This window comes from Delftia sp. K82 (assembly GCF_002193035.1).
Lineage (GTDB): Bacteria > Pseudomonadota > Gammaproteobacteria > Burkholderiales > Burkholderiaceae_C > Comamonas > Comamonas acidovorans.
Map to the genome: position 1 here is coordinate 3,332,190 of NZ_MYFL01000001.1, position 16,727 is coordinate 3,348,916.

Below are 16,727 nucleotides of genomic sequence, written 5' to 3' on the forward strand. Positions count from 1 at the left end.
CGCTGCACAAAAAAAGGCATCGGCGGCGCCGATGCCTTTTGCTTTTTCAATCAGGCCAGGGCGCGACCCGCGCCTTGGCGACCACTCAGGCGAACAACTGCTTGTGCTGGTCGCGCAGGAGATTCTTCTGCACCTTGCCCATGGTGTTGCGCGGCAGCTCCTGCACCACGAAGCAGCGCTTGGGAATCTTGAAATTGGCCAGCTGGCCCTTGAGCGCATCGACCACCGCCTGGGGCTCGAGCGAAGCGCCGGGACGCGGCACCACCACCACCACGCCCACCTCGCCGAAGTCGGGGTGCGGCACGCCGACCAGGGCGCTTTCGGCCACGCCGGGCAGCTCGTTGATGAAGCCTTCGATCTCGGCCGGATAGACGTTGTAGCCGCCCGAGATGATCAGGTCCTTGCTGCGGCCCACGATGCTGACATAGCCCCGCTCGTCGAGCTTGCCCACGTCGCCCGTGCGGAACCAGCCATCGGCCGTGAACTCCTCGGCCGTCTTCTCGGGCATGCGCCAGTAGCCCTTGAACACATTGGGGCCGCGCACCTGGATGTTGCCGATCTCGCCCACGGCCACCGGCTGGCCTGCGTCGTCCACGATGCGCACGCCCACGCCGGGCAGCGCAAAGCCCACGGTGCCGGCGCGGCGCTCGGACTGGCCGCCGTTGCGGCCATCGGCACGGTAGGGGTTGGAGGTCAGCATGATGGTCTCGCTCATGCCGTAGCGCTCCAGGATGACGTGGCCGGTGCGCTCCTGCCAGTCGCGGTGCGTCTCCACCAGCATGGGTGCCGAGCCCGAGATGAACAGCCGCATGTGGGCCGCCGCCTCGCGCGTGAGCCGCGCGTCCGCCAGCATGCGCACGTAGAGCGTGGGCACGCCCATGAAGACGGTGGCGTCACGCATGCGCGAGATCACCGTGCCGGGTTCGAACCTGGCCAGCCAGATCATGGGACTGCCGTTGAGCAGCGCGCCATGGATGGCCACGAACAGGCCATGCACATGGAAGATGGGCAGCGCGTGGATGAGCACGTCGCCGTCCTGCCAGCCCCAGTAGTCCTTGAGCGTCTCGGCGTTGGACAGCATGTTGCCGTGCGTGAGCATCGCCCCCTTGCTGCGGCCCGTGGTGCCGCTGGTGTAGAGGATGGCGGCCAGGTCGTCCTCGCCGCGCTCCACCACCTCTTGCTCGTCGCCATGGTGGGCGGCGCGCTCCAGCAGCGTGCCGCTGCGGTCGTCGCCCAGGGTGTAGACATGGGCCACGCCCGAGGTGAAGGCGATCTTGGACACCCAGCCGAAATTGGCCGGCGTGCAGACCACGACGGCGGGCTCGGCATTGCCCACGAAGTACTCGATCTCGGCGGCCTGGTAGGCGGTGTTCAGCGGCAGAAAGACATGGCCGCTGCGCAGCGTGGCCAAGTAGAGCATCAGCGCTTCCACCGATTTGTCCACCTGTACGGCAATGCGGCTGGCGGGCGGCAGCTGCAGCGACTGCAGCAGGTTGGCCATGCGCGCGCTGCCACGGTCCAGGTCGGCCCAGCTGTAGAACAGGCTGGCGCCGTCAGCGCCTATGGCCTCTACGGCCCACTTTTGCAGATCCTGGGGAAAGGCGGCGCGCAAGGCAGCGAACAGATTGCGGTTGGTCATGGCTGTGAAGAAGAAGGAAGAATCCGCTGGGGACCGGGAAATCTCAGGCACGTTCATGGATTGGCGAAGGCGGCGCCACGGACAGCTCGCGCAGGATGCGCTCGCGGTCCGCGTCCAGCGCGGGCGGCTGCCTGCGCACCAGGGGCTGGCCGAGCGAGGCCTGCAAGGGATTGCCCGCCACGCGCAGCGTCTGGCCGCTGGGGGTCTGCACCTGGGCCAGCATGCCGCGCTCGCGCACCTGGGGGTGCTCGACGATGTCGGCCACGCTGTTGTACTCCCCCGCCGGGATGCCATTATCAGTGAGCAACCCCAGCCAATGCGCCCTGGGACTGTCCCGCAGGCGCGCCTGCAGCGCGGCCTTGAGCTCGGCCTGGTGCTCGCACCGCTGCGCGTTGCCGGCAAAGCGCGCGTCCTGCGCCAGTTCGGGCAATTGCAGCAGGCCGCAGAGCTTGCGAAACAGCGCATCGCTGCCCACGGCGATGACGAACCAGCCGTCCTGCGCCGCGAACACATCGAAGGGCGCCATGGAGGGATGCCGCGTGCCGATAGGCCCCGGCACGCTGCCCAGCGCGCCCAGGCGGGCCACGGGGTTTTCCAGCAAGGCCACCTGGCAGTCGAGCATGGAGACATCGACGCGCTCGCCCTGCCCCGTGCGCGAGCGGCGCATCAAGGCCGCCTGTGTGCCGATGACCGCGTACAGGCCCGCGCCCAGGTCGCCGATGGACACGCCCACGCGGCAGGGCCCGGCGTCCGGGTGGCCGGTCACGCTCATCATGCCGCTCATGGCCTGCACCACCATGTCGTAGGCGGGAAAGCCGCTGTAGGGTCCCGTCTGGCCAAAGCCCGAGACCGAGGTCATCACCAGCCGGGGATGGCGTGCATGCAGGGCCTCCCAGCCATAGCCGAGCTTGTCCATGGTGCCGGGGCGAAAGTTCTCGACCAGCACATCGGCGCCTTGCAGCAGGCGCTCGAAGACCTCGCGGTCCTGGGGCTGCTTGAGGTCCAGCGCAATCGACTCCTTGTTGCGATTGACCGAGAGGAAATAGGCCGAGCCCCCGTCCACGAACGGCCCGATGCCGCGCGCATCGTCGCCCGTGCCGGGCTGCTCCACCTTGATCACGCGCGCGCCCAGGTCGGCCAGCATCTGCGTGCACATGGGGCCGGCCAGCACGCGCGTGAGGTCGATGACGGTAAGGCCTTCCAGCGGCAGGCCCGTGGCTTGTTCATTCATAGGGATTTCCATATCGTTATCTATTGCTTGACGCGACACCCACAACCCATGGGACCGGCGGGGCCCAAGACCAGGACACCGAGGAAGGGCCGCTCCCGCACCGAGGGTGTCGTCCCCCCCGCGAAGCGAGAGGGGGAAGGCACGTGGCGCCTCAGGGGGTGTCTCACTGCAGCCCGGCGCCGGAACGCTGGGTCAGGGCCTTGGACTCCTGCCCTTCCTTCAGGGCCCAGGCACGGAATTCCTCTAGGGATGCCGAGGGCGCGGCCAGATTGCCCTGCTTGGCCAGCCTGGCCTTCACATCGGGGTCTTCCAGCGCCTTGGTGCTGGCATCGAACAGCTTCTTCGCCACGTCCTCGGGCAGACCCGCCGGGGCGAACAGGCCGAACCAGAACGTGTAGTCAAAGCCCGGCACGCCGGACTCCTTCATGCCCGGCAGATCGGGGAACAGCGGCGAGCGTTCGGCCGTGCTCACGGCCAGCATGCGCAGCTTGCCCGCCTGGGCCAGCGGCAGCACCGAGGGCGGCGTGCCGAAGGTCAGGTCCACATCGCCAGCGGCCACGGCCTGTATCGATGGCGCCCCGCCCTTGAACGGCACATGCAGCATGCGCAGGCCGCCGCTGGCGCCCGCGAACGACAGCGTGGCCAGGTGCGTGATCACGCCTGCGCCCGAGGAGGAATAGCTGAGCTTGTCGGGCTGGCTGCGCGCCAGCGCCACCAGATCGCCCACGCTCCGGCCCGGAAAATCCTTGCGCACGGCCAGCAGCATGGGGGCCGAACTCCAGCGCGTGATGCCCGTGAAATTGCGCGCGCCCTCATAGCGAGCGCTCTTGTAGAGCAGCTGGTCCGAGCCATAGATGTTGGCGCTGCCCAGCAGCAGCGTGTAGCCGTCGGGCGCTGCACGCGCCACATGCTCGGAAGCCAGCGTGGTGCCGGCGCCCGGGCGGTTGTCCACCAGCAGGGGCTGGCCCAGGATCTTGCCGACCTTGTCGGCCACGATGCGCGCCACCGCGTCGGCACCGCCGCCGGGCGGAAATCCCACGACCAGCGTGACGGGCCGGGCGGGATAGGACTGGGCCATCGCGCCACCGGCCAATCCGGCCAGCAGCAACGACAGTGCAAAACGCTTGAACATGGCTTGTCTCCTCTTTATTGATACCCCCTGAGTCGCTGCGCGCCTTCCCCCAAAGGGGGACGACACCCTCGGTGCGGGAGCGGTCCTTCTTCGGAGTTCCCGGGTTGGGCCGCGCCGGTTCCGTGGGCTGTGGGCGGTAGGCAGCACCACGGGCAATCTGCGTGTATGCGGGAGGATGCGGTTCAGCGCCCCTTGAACTCCGGGCTGCGTTTCTCGCGCCAGGCCCGGCCGCCCTCCTGCAGGTCTTCGGAGGCGATGCTGCGCTGCACCTCGCGCGTGATCTCGGCCACGTCATGGCGGCCGCGCGCAATCAGGTTCAGGTGCTTTTTCATGCCGAACAAAGGGATGGGCGCCATGGCGGCCAGCGTGCCGGTGAGCTGGGCCACGGCCGCATCGAAGGCGGCGGGTTCGGCCAGATGGGTGAGGAATCCGCAGGCCTTCATCTCCGGGGCCTGGATGCGCTCGCAGGTCAGGAACAGCCGCTTGGCCGTGTCCAGGCCCAGGCGCGAGACATAGCGCTCCAGCCCGCCCGCGTAGAAATGCAGGCCCAGGCGCGCGGCCGGCATGAACATTTCGGCCGCCGTGCTGCCCACGCGAAAGTCGCAGGCCAGGGCCATGTCGGTGGCACCGCCGTAGACGCCGCCGTGGATGGCGGCCACGGTCACGGCGCGGCATTGCTCGATGGCGTCCACCATCTCGCCGAAGCTGCTGCCCTCGGTCTGGCTGCCTTGGATCTCTGATATATCATAGCCACTGCAAAAGTACTTGCCCTCGCTGCGCAGCACCAGCACGCGCACATCGTCGCGGCGGTTGATAAGCTCCACATGCGCGACTAGCGTGCCCAGGTCTTCGGGGGCCAGCTTGTTGGCCGCTTCGGGGCGCTGCAGCGTGATGGTGGCCAGGTGATCCTGGATGTCGAGTCTGGGCGTCATATGTATCAGTCAGTCAATCAGATATATTTGAATTAGAAAATGCTTCCAGCCAAGCAGCCATTGGAGAAAACCCCGGCCACGTCCAGCCTGCAGGAGCGTATACGGCAATCGCTGGAAGACGAGCTGCGCTCAGGCGCCATGCAGCCCGGCGATGCCATCGACGAGCCGGCCCTGTGCGAGCGCTTCGGCGCCTCGCGCACGCCCGTGCGCGAGGCGCTGCTGCTGCTGGTGGCCAAGGGGCTGGTGGAGATCGTTCCGCGCTCGGGCATCTATGTGCGGCGCCTGGATGCGCGCGAGCTGGTGGCCATGATGGAAGGCCTGGCCGAGCTGGAAGGCGTGCTGGCCCGGCTGGCCGCCACGCGCATCCATGCGCAGCTGCGCGAGCGGCTGCAGGCGGCGCTGGCGCACACCGCCGCCTGCGCCCAGGCGCAGGATGCCCAAGGCTATGTGCAGGCCAACATGCAGTTGCACGAACTGATATACGAGGCCAGCGGCAACGACTTCATCGTGGAACAGACCCGGCTGCTGCGGCTGCGCATCACGCCCTACCGGGGCCGCATGTTCGAGAAGCCCGGCCGGCTTGCGCGCTCGCAGCAGGAGCACGCCACCGTGGTGGCCGCCATCTGTGCAGGCCAGGCGGAGGTGGCAGCCGAGGCCATGCGCCAGCACATCTGCGCAGGCGGCAGCGCCTTCACCGACATGGTGCTGGGCGCGCCCGCGCAGGCGGGCTACGAACGCCCGCGCAAGTCAAGGTAGCCCGAAGAGGGTTCAGGGCCGCACTTCGAAGGCCAGGAACTGCGTGACCTGGTTGTCCGCGAAGTTGTTGTCGGCCACCAGCACCAGCGTGCGGTTGCCGTTGGCCAGGCGCGGGCCCCAGGAGATGCCTTCGATGTTGTCCAGCTTGACGCCCTGGTAGGTCACGGGCATTTCCAGCAGCAGCTCGCGCTTCATGGGCTTGTAGCTGGCGCCCACCAGGCTCTTGAAGCTGCGCACATCGGTGGTGTCCGGCTCGATGGTGGCGCGCGTCAGGCGGATGGTGTTGCCCACGCCATCGGCAAAGGCGCGCTCGATGGCGATGAACTCGTTGTTGGAGACCGCCAGCAGCTCGGGCAGGCCGTTGTCCGGCGGAAAGCTGCCGCTGACGGCCTTGTCCAGCGGAATCTTCGGCAGTTGGTAGGCGTACTGCGCGCCCGACTTGCCCGTGGCCGGATCGAGCTTGAGGACGCGGATGACGCTGCCCGCTGCCAGCGTGGTGAGGGGGCCGTCTTCCACCAGCGCATCCTCGTTGGCCGTGAACACGCTGCCGTCGGGCGTGACGGCCAGGGCCTCGAACAGCTTGTTGTTGCGCCCTCCGCTGGTGGTGTTGTCCACGTAGTTGAAGGCCGCAGGCGTCTCGAAGTCGCGCACGAAGCTGCCGTCGACCTTGATCTCGCGCACAAAGGGCTGGAACAGGCTGGCGGGGTCGGTGCTGAAGTTGCCCTCGCTGGACACGTAGAGGTTGCCGTTGGGCGCCACGCGGATGCCTTCGGGGTCCACGGTGCGGCGTGTGCCGGGCAGCGGCTGGCCGTCGCGGCCCTTGAGCGTGACCATCTTGCGGATGGTCACGGCCTGGATGGCCTTGTCATCGAACTGAATGCCCAGGTTGTAGAAGCGCGGCGTGCCACGCTCGCCGCCGCGCTCATCGGAGATGGCCCAGTAGCTGCCATCGGGCGCGCGGTCCAGGCCGGAGATGCCGCCGAACTCCACGCCGTCGAACAGTGTCTTGGTCTTGATGCTGTAGTCGCCGATTAGCCGCAGCGAGCCGATGGTCTCGGGGCCGTCGTCGCTGCCGCCGCAGCCTTCCAGGCCCGTGGCCGTGCCGAAAGCCAGGACCAGCGCGAGCAGCACGGATGCGGGCGAGCGGACCTTGTCTGCCTTGTTCATATTCCCTCCCAGGATGGATCTCAGAAGGGATGGACCGTAGCCAAGGCCCGTGACAGGGTGGTGACATGCACGCGCATGCCGCTGCCCTGCCCCTGCCCTGACCGGCCCCTCGTTCGCTACTCCAGCTTGGCGCCCGAGGCCTTGACCACCTGCGCCCAGCGCGCGATCTCGCCATGCACCATGGCCACGAACTGCTGCTGGTTCATGCCGCCGTAGTCGGCGCCGTTGCGCGCCCAGATGGACTTGATCTCTTCGGCCGAGCCTATGCGCTGCACCTGGTCGATGACCTGGGCCTGCACGGCCTGCGGCGTGCCCTTGGGCGCCCACAGGCCGTACCAGGTCGTGACCGTGTAGTCGGGCAGGCCGGACTCGGCCGCGCAGGGCACGTCGGGGAAGGCGGGGTTGCGCTTGTCGCCAGAGACCATCAGCGCGCGGATGCGACCGCTCTTGATGTGCTGGGCCGACGAGCCCAGGCCGTCGAACATCATGTCCACATTGCCGGCGATCAGGTCCTGCAGCGCCGGGCCTGCTCCTCGATAAGGAATGTGGGTGATGAAGGTATTGGTCTGCAGCTTGAACAGCTCGCCGGCCAGGTGATGCGAGGTGCCCGCGCCCGCCGAGGCGTAGTTGAGCTTGCCCGGCCGCTTGCGCAGGTCGGACAGCAACTCCTGCACGGTCTTGTGCGGCACGTTGCGCGGGTTGACCACCAGCACCTGGGGCACGCTGGCCAGCAGGGCCAGTGGGATGAAGTCGCGCTCCAGGTCATAGTCCAGGCGCGGGTACATGGACGGCGCAATCACATGGTGGGTGCCGCCCATGAAGAAGTTGTAGCCGTCCGGCGCCAGCTTGGCCGCGTAGCTGGCGCCCAGGGTGCCGCCTGCGCCGCCGCGGTTGTCGATCACCAGGGTCTTGCCCGCGCTCTTGGCGAACTGGGCCGAGAACGGCCGGGCAAAGGCATCGGTGCCCCCGCCGGCCGGAAACGGCACGACCAGGTTCACGGGTTTGGACGGCCAGTCCGCCGCCGCGCGGGCTGCCATGGGCAGGGCCAGCGCGGCCATCGAGGCCCCGGTTGCGCGCAACACCGCGCGCCGCCCCGTGGGGTGGGAAGCTTGCATGACTTGTCTCCTTGTCGCCTCTTTGAGGCTGTCTTCGTTGTCAGGCGCAGCAGTCCCTGTGCAAGAAAAGGGGCACGGCCTGCGCCGCGCCCCTTTTCATTTGCACAGGGCTTCGATGTCCGAGGACACCGGTATGCGGCCCTGCGCCAGCAGGCCGCGATGCTTGTCCAGGCGCTTGAGGTCGTAGAGGTAGTTGACCATCAGCCCCAGCGACTGCTTGAGTCCCTTGGCCGACAGGTCGGCCGCCCAGTTGAGCCGCTCCACGCGCGCGCCGTTGCCCAGGTGAAAACGCGCCACCGGGTCCAGCGGCCGGCCCTTGGCCGTCTCGCGCCCCAGATAGTGGGCAGCGCAGAACAGCAGGGCGCGGCGCACGGGTGCGTCGGGCTTGAGATCCTGCGGCGCATCCAGCGCCGCCAGCAGGTGCTCGGCGCCCATGCCGCCGGCCTTGAGCTCGAAGGCCTTGCGCTGGCGCTCGTCCATCTTCTCCAGGATGGCATCGCCGTGCTTGGCGATCCAGGCGCGCAGGCCCGGAATGGGAGACAGCGTGGCGAAATGGCGCAGCCGGGGGAACTCGCCCGTCAGCGTCTCCACCACATGCTTGATCAGCGAGTCGCCAAAGCTCACGCCGCGCAGGCCGGTCTGGGTGTTGCTGATGGAGTAGAAGATGGCCGTGGTGGCACGGCCCAGGTCGGAGGCTGCGGCAGTCTCGTCCAGCAGCGGGGCAATGCTGTCGGACATCCGGTCCACCAGCGCCACCTCCACGAAGATCAGCGGCACGGTGGGCATGCGCGGGTGGAAGAACCCGTAGCAGCGCCGGTCGCTGTCCAGGCGGTTCTTGAGGTCGGCCCAGCTGCGGATGTCGTGCACGGCCTCGTACTGGATGAGCTTTTCGATCAGCGAGGCCGGCGAGTCCCAGCTCAGGCGGCGCAGCTCCAGCAGGGCCACGTCGAACCAGTTGGCAAACAGATGCTCCAGCTCGGCGTCCAGCGCGGAAAAGCGCTGCTGCTCCGCCTTGGGCAGGGCCAGGAGTTCGGCGCGCAGGTCCACCAGAAAGCCCATGCCGCCCTGGGGCTGGGCAAAGCGCTGCAGCAGCCGCGTGCGCGGCGACATCAGCGCGCGGCGCAGGTCCATCTCGGCCTGGCCGCGCTCGGCATCGCTGGCCGCCGTGTCATAGCGCTTGCGCGCGGCCATCAGGGCTTCGGTATCGGGGCCGAACTGCTCGACGATCAGCGCCCAGAAATCCTTGTGCGCGGGCAGCTCGGCCTGGGCGTACCAGTCCATGAGCAGTTGCGCATGGCGGCCGCCCTCGACATCGCTCAGGCCGGCGTCGGCGGCAGCCTGCAGGTCTTCCATGAGTTTGCGCAGCTCGCGCGGGGACAGCACTTCCTGGCCGCTCCGCAGGGTGGCCTGCAGGCGCTGTGCCGTGCCGCGCGGCGCGGGTCCCTTGGCTGCCTCGCCCTCGGACTTTGTTGCAGGCGCAGCCGCATCGGTGCTGCGAAAGCGGGACACATTGCGGGCAATCCAGTCAGTAGCCAGACCCATTCAGAAGTTCCTCCATGTCAAGCGGTCACTGGACTGTCATGCCGCCAATCGGCCAATGACAATCTTTTGCTGCTCACATTATGAGAGTCTGCACGGCAGACCGTGTACGCCGATGTCGCGTTCTTGTCTTCGGGCTATCCCCATGCATGCCCCTGTCCTCTCTCGCGTCAACCTTGCACAAAAAAAAAGCGGGCACCAGGCCCGCTTAGTATCCGTCCGTACCGCCGGCCTCAGGCCGGCTTGCCCGCCTGGGCTGGATAGGCCGGGCGCCCCGCAGCCCAGAACCACATGGCGATGCCGCCGATCACCATGGGCACGCACAGCCACTGGCCCATGCTCATACCCAGCGACAGCAGGCCCAGGAAGTCATCGGGCTCGCGGAAGTACTCGGCAATGAAGCGGAAGGCGCCGTAGCCGACGAGGAAGACCGCCGCCACCTGGCCCGGCTTGTGCTCCTTGCGCGCATACAGCCACAGCAGCACGAACAGCAGCAGGCCTTCCAGCAGGAACTGGTAGACCTGCGAGGGGTGGCGCGGCAGCATGGAGCCGCTTTGCGGGAAGACCATGGCCCAGGGCAGCTCGGGGCTGGCGAAGCGGCCCCACAGTTCCCCGTTGATGAAGTTGCCGACGCGGCCGGCCGCCAGGCCCGTGGGCACGCAGGGCGCGACGAAGTCGGCTACCTCCAGCCAGGAGCGGGCCCGCGAGCGCGCGAACCAGACCATGGAGGCGATCACGCCCACCAGGCCGCCATGAAAGCTCATGCCTCCCTGCCAGACATAGAAGATCTCCAGCGGGTGGCTCAGGTAGTAGCCCGGCTTGTAGAACAGGCAGTAGCCCAGCCGGCCGCCGACGACCACGCCGAGCACGCCCAGGAAAAGAATGTCTTCCACGTCCTTGCGCGTCCAGGCGCGGTCGCCCTGCATGCGCACGAAGGGCGGGTGGCGCAGCCTGCGCGTTCCCAGCCAGAGGAAGAGGCCGAAAGCGGCCAGATAGGTCAGGCCGTACCAGTGCACGGCGAGGGGCCCGATCTGCAGGGCCACGGGATCGATCTGCGGGTACATCAGCATGGTCGGCATTGTGCCGCAGCGCCGCATGGCCGGCGCCGGCCAGGGGTTGGAAAGCTGGCGGCGCGGCGGTTCAGCCCGGCTGGCTTTCCTGGATGGCCATGAGCTTGTCCAGGGCCGCGAACAGATGGCGCTGCTCGGTGGAGGTCAGCAGTTGCTCCAGCTCGTCTTCCAGTTGCACCACCACGCCCTCGGCCCGCGCCTGCAGCGCGCTGCCTTCGGCCGTCATGTGCAGCTGCTGCAGCCGGCGGTCGCGCGGATCGGGCTGGCGCCCGATGAGCCCGCGCTGCACCAGGCGCTCGACCACCGGCACCAGGTTGGAGGGCGAGATGTCCAGCGCCTCACCCAGCTGGCGCAGGTAGATGCCGGGATTGGAGTGGATGAGCACCAGGATGGAGAACTCGCTGGGCTTGAGGTCCAGTTCGGCCACGCGCCGCGCGAACAGCTTGTGGATGTGGATTTCCGCGCGCGTGAGGCGGTAGCCCAGGAAACGCTGCAGGCGCGACTGATCGACGGCGGGTTCGGAGGAGCTGTCCATGGACACGGATCTGGAAGAGGAAGAAGGCACACCGAGGCAAAGCCGCCCCGGCGCCTGCGGATCTTCAGGGCCGGTGCGGCGTTCCATCATAAAAGCCCCGGCTGCCCGCTCAGGCCACGGCAGCCGGCAGCGGCGTGCGGGCGGCGGACTCGGTGCGGCGCAGCCAGTGCTCCGCATCCAGCAGCCCATGCGCGAAGAACCAGGCCGCGCTGTCCGCCTTGGAGCGGCGCAGCGCCGGATCGGCCAGCGGCTGGCTGACGCGCGCCGCACGCGCCCAGGCAAAGGCCATGCACAGCGTGCCGACCAGGCGCAGATAGTCCTCGGCGCAGCGCGCCAGCAACGGGGCGTCGCCTGCGGCGCGGGCGCACAGCGCACCCGTCAGCGCTTCGGTGCGATCGCTCCAGCTGCGCAGCGCGCCGGCCAGGCCGGGCTCCATGCCCGCCGCCTCGCAGGCAGCGGCCTCCTCGCGCAGTGCCGCCAGCAGCGGCGCCAGCGCGGCCCCGCCGCTGGCCGCCACCTTGCGCTGCAGCAGGTCCAGCGCCTGGATCTGGTTCGTACCCTCGTAGATCATGGCGATGCGCGCATCACGCAGCGTCTGCTCTATGCGGTACTCGTGCACATAGCCATAGCCGCCGAAGACCTGCAGCGCCTCGCTGGCCAGCGCAAAGCCCCTCTCGGTGAAGAAGGACTTGACCACGGGCGTGAGCAGCGAGGCCAGCGCATGGGCCTGGGCGCGCTCCTCGGCATCCGGCGCCTGTTCGGCCAGGTCCAGCTGGTGCGCCACCCAGCCTGCAATGGCGCGCATGCCTTCGGTCCACACACGCAGGTCGGCCAGCATGCGCTGCACGGCCGGCTGCAGGGCGATGGGGTCGGCGGGGCCCTGCGCATCGGCGGGCCGGGGCTGGGCACGCATCTGGCGGCGCTCGGCCGCATAGGCGCGCGCCAGTTGCCAGGCCATCTCGGCATGGCCCAGGCCCTGCAGGCCCACGTGCAGGCGGGCTGAGTTCATCATCACGAACATGGCGGCCAGGCCCTGGTGGGGCTGGCCCACCAGCCATGCCTGCGCACCCTCGAAGCGCATGGCGCAGGTGGCGCTGCCTTTGATGCCCATCTTCTTTTCGATGCCGTCGCAGTGGATGGCATTGGGCAGGAACCCGCCGCCGTCCTGGGGAATGCCGCGCGGCGCCAGGAACAGCGACAGCCCGCGCGTGCCCGGCGGCGCATCGGGCAGGCGCGCCAGCACCAGGTGCACGATGTTCTCGCTCATGTCCTGGTCGCCGCCCGAGATGAAGATCTTGCTGCCGTCCAGGCGGTAGCTGCCATCGCCCCGGGGCCGGGCCTGGCTGCGCAGCAGGCCCAGGTCGGAGCCGGCCTGGGGCTCGGTCAGGCACATGGTGGCCAGCCAGCGACCGCTGACGATGTGCGGCAGATAGGTGGCGCGCAGGTGCGCGTCGCCATGGGCGTGCAGGCAGGCATAGGCGCCGTGCAGGATGCCCGGGTACATGGTCCAGCCATGGTTGGCCGAGGCCAGCATTTCGTGCAGCGCGGCATCCAGCAGCTGGGGCAGGCCCTGGCCGCCGGCCTCGGGGGCGCAGGCCAGGGCCGGCCAGCCGGCTTGCACGAAAGCCGCATAGGCCTCGGGAAAGCCGTCGGGCGTGCGCACCCTGCCCTCTTGCAGGCGGCAGCCCTGCAGGTCGGCCGGGCCGTTGAGCGGGGCCAACACGTCGGCGCAAAAGCGCCCGGCCGCCTCGACCACCATGTCGGCCGTCTCCTGGTCCAGGGCGTCATGGGCCGGCATGCGGCGCCAGTCGGCCTCTGCGCCCAGCCAGTGCTGCTGGACGAAGCGTATGTCCTGCAGCGGCGGCTGGTAATGCGAGCAATGTGATGCCTGCGCGCTCATGCCCGACCCTCCATGGCCGCGACCAGGCGGCGGTAGGGGCCGATGGCACTGGCCAGGCACAGCACGGACAGCAGCGCGGCCAGGGCGGACACCAGGCCCAGCGACAGGCCCACGAGCTTTTCGTCGTGGAAGACGAAGTCGGTGAAAAAGGCCACTAGGAAGGGACCGAGGCCCAGCCCGATCAGGTTGATCAGCAGCAGGTAGATGGAAGTCACCTGGCCGCGCAGCTGGTTGGGCGTGACCGCCTGCAGGATGGGCGGCGCCAGCGCCACCGGCATGCCCAGGAAGAAAGTGGTGACCGCCACGGCCACCAGGGCCACCGTGGGCGAAGGCGCAAAGGCCAGCACCAGGCCGCTGGCGATGAGCACGCCGGTAGCCACCAGCGAGATGACGATCGAGCCCACCTGCTTGCCGCGCGCCGTGAGGTAGTCGGCCAGGAAGCCGCTGAGCAGCATGCCGCCAATGCCGAAGGTCAGGATGATGACGCCGTAGGCCGGGCCGATCTCGCCGGGCGTCCAGCCCCACTGGCGGATGAAGGTGGCCGGCAGCCAGGCCGTGACACCGAAGGTGATCATGGCCGTGATGCCCGGCGCCAGCAGCAGCGGCAGGAAGGCGCGCTTGTTGCGGAACACATGGGACAGATCGGGCGCGGGGCCTGCTGCAGCGGCGGCCCTGGCGGAGGCGCCTGCCGCCTGCAGGCCGCGGCGCACCGGCTCGCGCACGGTGTACATCAGCGCCACCAGCGGAATGCCGGGCAGGGCCACGAAGATGAAGGCCGCCTGCCAGGGCTTGAAGCTGCCCAGCAGCGGGAACACCACTTCTCCCGCCTGGCTGGTGGCCTGGATGACCAGGCCGCCCACGATGAAGGCCGTGGCCGAGCCGATGTACACGCCCGAGGTGTAGATGCTCATGGCGCGCGCGCGGCGCTCGGGCGGGAAGTAGTCGGCCAGCATGGAATAGGCAGCCGGCGACAGCGCCGCCTCGCCCACGCCCACGAACATGCGCGCCACGAACAGCGAGACAAAGCCCGTGACATAGCCACCGGCCGCCGTGGCCACCACCCAGATCGCCATGCCGATGACGATGAGGTTGCGGCGGTTCCAGCGGTCGGCCAGGCGCCCCAGGAAGATGCCGACGAAGGTGTAGAAGATGGCGAAGGCAAAGCCGTGGACGATGCTGAACACCCAGTCCGACAGCTGCAGATCCTTCTTGATGGGCTGCACCAGCAGGCCCAGGATCTGCCGGTCCACGAAGGACAGGGTGTAGGCCAGCAGCAGGATGATGGTGACGTAGTAGGCATAGCCGAGTCCGTTTGACTCGGCCGGCGCGGGCGTGGACACGCGGCCCGGCGGGTAAGGCAGGCTCATCGAGACCTCCTGTGGAGGAAGGGAAAGCGGAAAAAAGAAAGCGGGAAAGCGAGAAAGGGATGCGCATGAAAAGGGCCGGCGCGCCGCGCCAGCCCTTGCGCGGGCATCAGCCGGCGCTGTGCTCGACCAGCATCAGCGCATCAAGCGCGACCACGCCCTGCCCTTCGGGCAGCACGATGACCGGGTTGAGGTCGATCTCGCGGATGGCCGGCGTGCCACGCAGCACCTGGCCCAGGCGCACGATGAGCTCGGCCAGCGCCTGGCGGTCCAGCGCCGGGGCGCCACGGTAGCCGTGCAGCAGCGGCGCGCCCTGCAGCCGGTCCAGCTCGCGCAGCACCTCGCCGGTGGACAGGTCGGCGTCCAGCAGGCGCGCATCGCGCATGATCTCGGCCGTCACGCCGCCCAGGCCGGCCAGGATCACCGGGCCCCACTGCGGATCGTTGCGCGCGCCGATGATCATCTCCAGGCCACGTTGGCCCATGGCCTCGACCAGCACGCCGTCCAGCGCAATGGCGCTGTCATAGGCCGCCACGTTGGCATGCAGCCGGCCCCAGGCCTCGCCCATGGCCTGCGCATCGGCAATGTTCAGGATCACGCCGCCCGCATCGCTTTTGTGGCTGAGGTCGGCGGACTGCGCCTTGAGCGCCACGGGCCAGCCGATCTCCGACGCAATCGCCACGGCCTGCTCGGCCGAGGTGGCCAGCCGGCCGCGCGCAAAGGGTATGCCGGCCTGTGCCAGCACGGCCTTGGATTCGTACTCGGGCACCACCGTGCGGCCTGCGGGCAGGGTCAGGGCGACGGGCTGGGCATCGGTTCGCTCGAAACTGCGCTGGCTGAAGGCGGTCAGGCGCTGCACGGCGCGCAGGGCACGCTCGGTGCTGGGAAAGTAAGGCACGCCCAGCGCACGCATCTCGGCGATGAACTCGGCAGGCACGGCCGCGCCCTCGTCCAGGCCCGCGACGATGACGGGCTTGGCCGGCCGCAGCTCGCGCACGGCGCGCAGCACGGGCGGCATCTTGATGCCGCAGGTCACCGGGTCGCCCTGGATCAGGCCGACCAGGACGGTGGAAAAGCGCGCATCGCCAAACAGTGCGTCCAGCGTGCGGAAATACAGGTCCGGCTCCACCAGGCCCTGGGCCGTGAGGTCCAGCGGGTTGCTCACGCCCACGAACTCGGGCAGCGCCGCACGCAGCGCGGGTGAGTCGTCGTCGCAGATGGCGGGCAGGGCCAGGCCCAGTTCCTCGGCCCAGTCCAGCGTCAGCGCCTTGAAGGCACCGGACTCGCCCAGCACGGCAACTCCCGCTGCAGCGGCTGCACCGGCCCCACCAGCCGATGGCAGCACGGGGCAGCGGATGGCGATCTCGGCGATGTCGCCCAGCTCCTCCAGTGTCTCGGCAAACACGGCGCCTGCGCGTTCCAGCTTGGTGCGCATCAGCGCATAGTCGCCGGCCATGGCGCCGGTGTGCGTGGCGGCCGAGGCGCGCGCCGCACTGCTCTTGCCCGGATGCAGCAGCACCACGGACTTGCCCAGGCTGCGCGCACGGGCCACGGCGGCCAGGATGCGCGCGGGCTGGCGGAACTGCTCGACGATCATGGCGACCACGCGCGTGGAAGGCTGCTCCAGCAGGAAGTCCACATAGTCCTCGGCATGGCTGGCGGCCTCGTTGCCCGTGGAGATGGCGTGCGACAGCGGCAGCGCGCGGCTGGCCAGCGTGGTGCACAGCACGGTCATCATGGCGCCGCTTTGCGAGACCACGCCAATGGCAGGCCGCGTGGCATCGGCCTGCTGCGCGTCGATGTTCACTTCGACAAAGGTCAGCGGCACGCGCTGCAGGTAGTTGATGCAGCCCAGGCAGTTGGGGCCTTCCACCACCATGCCCGCCTCGGCGGCAATGCGTGCGATCTCGCGCTGCTCGGCCATGCCGCGCTCGCCCGCCTCGGCAAAGCCTGCCGAGAAGATCACCGCCGCACCCACGCGGCGCGCCGCCAGTGCGCGCACCGCGTCCAGCACAAAGGGCTGGGGGATGGCCAGCACGGCCACATCCACGCCTTCGGGCAGCTGATCGACCGAGGCCAGGCAGGCCCGCCCGGCGATCTCGCTGCGCTTGGGATTGATCAGGTGGATGTCGCCGGCGAAGCCGTTGCGCTCCAGGTTGCCCAGCACCGATGCGCCCAGCGCACCCGGCGTGGCCGAGGCGCCGACGATGGCGATGGAACGCGGCCTCAGCAGCCTGCCGATGTCGGGCCGCAGGGCGGCCGCCATCTCTGTCGTTGTCATTCTTGTCTCCAATGGGTTGGCGGCAGGCGCCCTAGCAGCGAGGGCGCGGCCACTCAGGATGTGCGG

13 protein-coding genes are annotated in these 16,727 nt (G+C 68.8%); 1 reads left to right on the forward strand and 12 read right to left on the reverse strand.

The window, feature by feature from the left end:
* Positions 1-85: 85 nt before the first annotated feature.
* The 4 genes from KDK82_RS14675 to KDK82_RS14690 form a co-directional block, all read right to left on the reverse strand.
* Positions 86-1,639, reverse strand: a complete 1,554-nt coding sequence (locus KDK82_RS14675) for a malonyl-CoA synthase (RefSeq protein WP_016453080.1) — start codon at positions 1,637-1,639, stop codon at positions 86-88.
* A gap of 43 nt (positions 1,640-1,682) precedes the next feature.
* The gene (locus KDK82_RS14680) at positions 1,683-2,870 is read right to left on the reverse strand and encodes a CaiB/BaiF CoA-transferase family protein (protein ID WP_088165299.1); all 1,188 of its coding nucleotides are present in this window, start codon (positions 2,868-2,870) and stop codon (positions 1,683-1,685) included.
* Between the two features lie 163 nt (positions 2,871-3,033).
* Positions 3,034-4,002 (reverse strand): tripartite tricarboxylate transporter substrate binding protein, encoded by a 969-nt coding sequence (locus tag KDK82_RS14685; protein ID WP_088165300.1) that lies wholly within the window; start codon positions 4,000-4,002, stop codon positions 3,034-3,036.
* 182 nt (positions 4,003-4,184) lie between these two features.
* Positions 4,185-4,934, reverse strand: a complete 750-nt coding sequence (locus KDK82_RS14690) for an enoyl-CoA hydratase/isomerase family protein (RefSeq protein ID WP_088165301.1) — start codon at positions 4,932-4,934, stop codon at positions 4,185-4,187.
* A gap of 39 nt (positions 4,935-4,973) precedes the next feature.
* On the opposite strand from KDK82_RS14690, the gene KDK82_RS14695 reads away from it, so the two are divergent.
* Complete coding sequence (locus KDK82_RS14695; RefSeq protein ID WP_088165302.1) at positions 4,974-5,690, forward strand: GntR family transcriptional regulator; 717 nt, start codon at positions 4,974-4,976, stop codon at positions 5,688-5,690.
* A gap of 12 nt (positions 5,691-5,702) precedes the next feature.
* Here the strand turns inward: KDK82_RS14695 and KDK82_RS14700 are convergent, their stop codons facing one another.
* The 8 genes from KDK82_RS14700 to KDK82_RS14735 all read right to left on the reverse strand — a co-directional run bounded on the left by KDK82_RS14700 (position 5,703) and on the right by KDK82_RS14735 (position 16,661).
* On the reverse strand, positions 5,703-6,857 hold the full coding sequence (locus KDK82_RS14700; RefSeq protein ID WP_088165303.1) for an esterase-like activity of phytase family protein: 1,155 nt from the start codon (positions 6,855-6,857) through the stop codon (positions 5,703-5,705).
* A 116-nt stretch (positions 6,858-6,973) separates the two neighbouring features.
* Entirely contained in the window at positions 6,974-7,972 is a 999-nt protein-coding gene (locus KDK82_RS14705; protein ID WP_088165304.1) for a tripartite tricarboxylate transporter substrate binding protein, read from the reverse strand.
* Between the two features lie 96 nt (positions 7,973-8,068).
* Complete coding sequence (locus KDK82_RS14710) at positions 8,069-9,514, reverse strand: malonyl-CoA decarboxylase (protein WP_088165305.1); 1,446 nt, start codon at positions 9,512-9,514, stop codon at positions 8,069-8,071.
* Positions 9,515-9,744: 230 nt separating this feature from the next.
* Positions 9,745-10,590: a prolipoprotein diacylglyceryl transferase gene (gene lgt, locus KDK82_RS14715; RefSeq protein WP_225614206.1), complete on the reverse strand. Its 846-nt coding sequence runs from the start codon at positions 10,588-10,590 to the stop codon at positions 9,745-9,747.
* Positions 10,591-10,651: 61 nt separating this feature from the next.
* On the reverse strand, positions 10,652-11,116 hold the full coding sequence (locus tag KDK82_RS14720) for a MarR family winged helix-turn-helix transcriptional regulator (protein ID WP_034391791.1): 465 nt from the start codon (positions 11,114-11,116) through the stop codon (positions 10,652-10,654).
* Positions 11,117-11,225: 109 nt separating this feature from the next.
* A complete protein-coding gene (locus tag KDK82_RS14725) occupies positions 11,226-13,016 on the reverse strand; it encodes an acyl-CoA dehydrogenase (RefSeq protein WP_088165306.1) in 1,791 nt (596 codons plus the stop codon).
* Positions 13,013-14,383, reverse strand: coding sequence for an MFS transporter (locus KDK82_RS14730; protein WP_063326633.1), 1,371 nt, complete (start codon positions 14,381-14,383; stop codon positions 13,013-13,015). Before KDK82_RS14730 ends, KDK82_RS14725 begins: the two co-directional genes overlap by 4 nt.
* A gap of 106 nt (positions 14,384-14,489) precedes the next feature.
* Complete coding sequence (locus tag KDK82_RS14735; protein ID WP_088165307.1) at positions 14,490-16,661, reverse strand: acetate--CoA ligase family protein; 2,172 nt, start codon at positions 16,659-16,661, stop codon at positions 14,490-14,492.
* Positions 16,662-16,727 lie beyond the last annotated feature (66 nt).

Coding starts and splice junctions, on each gene's coding strand:
- KDK82_RS14695 (WP_088165302.1), top strand. CDS start 4,974: ATGCTTCCAGCCAAGCAGCCATTGGAGAAAACCCCGGCCACGTCCAGC.
- KDK82_RS14705 (WP_088165304.1), bottom strand. CDS start 7,972: ATGCAAGCTTCCCACCCCACGGGGCGGCGCGCGGTGTTGCGCGCAACC.
- KDK82_RS14675 (WP_016453080.1), bottom strand. CDS start 1,639: ATGACCAACCGCAATCTGTTCGCTGCCTTGCGCGCCGCCTTTCCCCAG.
- KDK82_RS14720 (WP_034391791.1), bottom strand. CDS start 11,116: ATGGACAGCTCCTCCGAACCCGCCGTCGATCAGTCGCGCCTGCAGCGT.
- lgt (WP_225614206.1), bottom strand. CDS start 10,590: ATGCCGACCATGCTGATGTACCCGCAGATCGATCCCGTGGCCCTGCAG.
- KDK82_RS14710 (WP_088165305.1), bottom strand. CDS start 9,514: ATGGGTCTGGCTACTGACTGGATTGCCCGCAATGTGTCCCGCTTTCGC.
- KDK82_RS14700 (WP_088165303.1), bottom strand. CDS start 6,857: ATGAACAAGGCAGACAAGGTCCGCTCGCCCGCATCCGTGCTGCTCGCG.
- KDK82_RS14725 (WP_088165306.1), bottom strand. CDS start 13,016: ATGAGCGCGCAGGCATCACATTGCTCGCATTACCAGCCGCCGCTGCAG.
- KDK82_RS14730 (WP_063326633.1), bottom strand. CDS start 14,383: ATGAGCCTGCCTTACCCGCCGGGCCGCGTGTCCACGCCCGCGCCGGCC.
- KDK82_RS14690 (WP_088165301.1), bottom strand. CDS start 4,934: ATGACGCCCAGACTCGACATCCAGGATCACCTGGCCACCATCACGCTG.
- KDK82_RS14685 (WP_088165300.1), bottom strand. CDS start 4,002: ATGTTCAAGCGTTTTGCACTGTCGTTGCTGCTGGCCGGATTGGCCGGT.
- KDK82_RS14680 (WP_088165299.1), bottom strand. CDS start 2,870: ATGAATGAACAAGCCACGGGCCTGCCGCTGGAAGGCCTTACCGTCATC.
- KDK82_RS14735 (WP_088165307.1), bottom strand. CDS start 16,661: ATGACAACGACAGAGATGGCGGCCGCCCTGCGGCCCGACATCGGCAGG.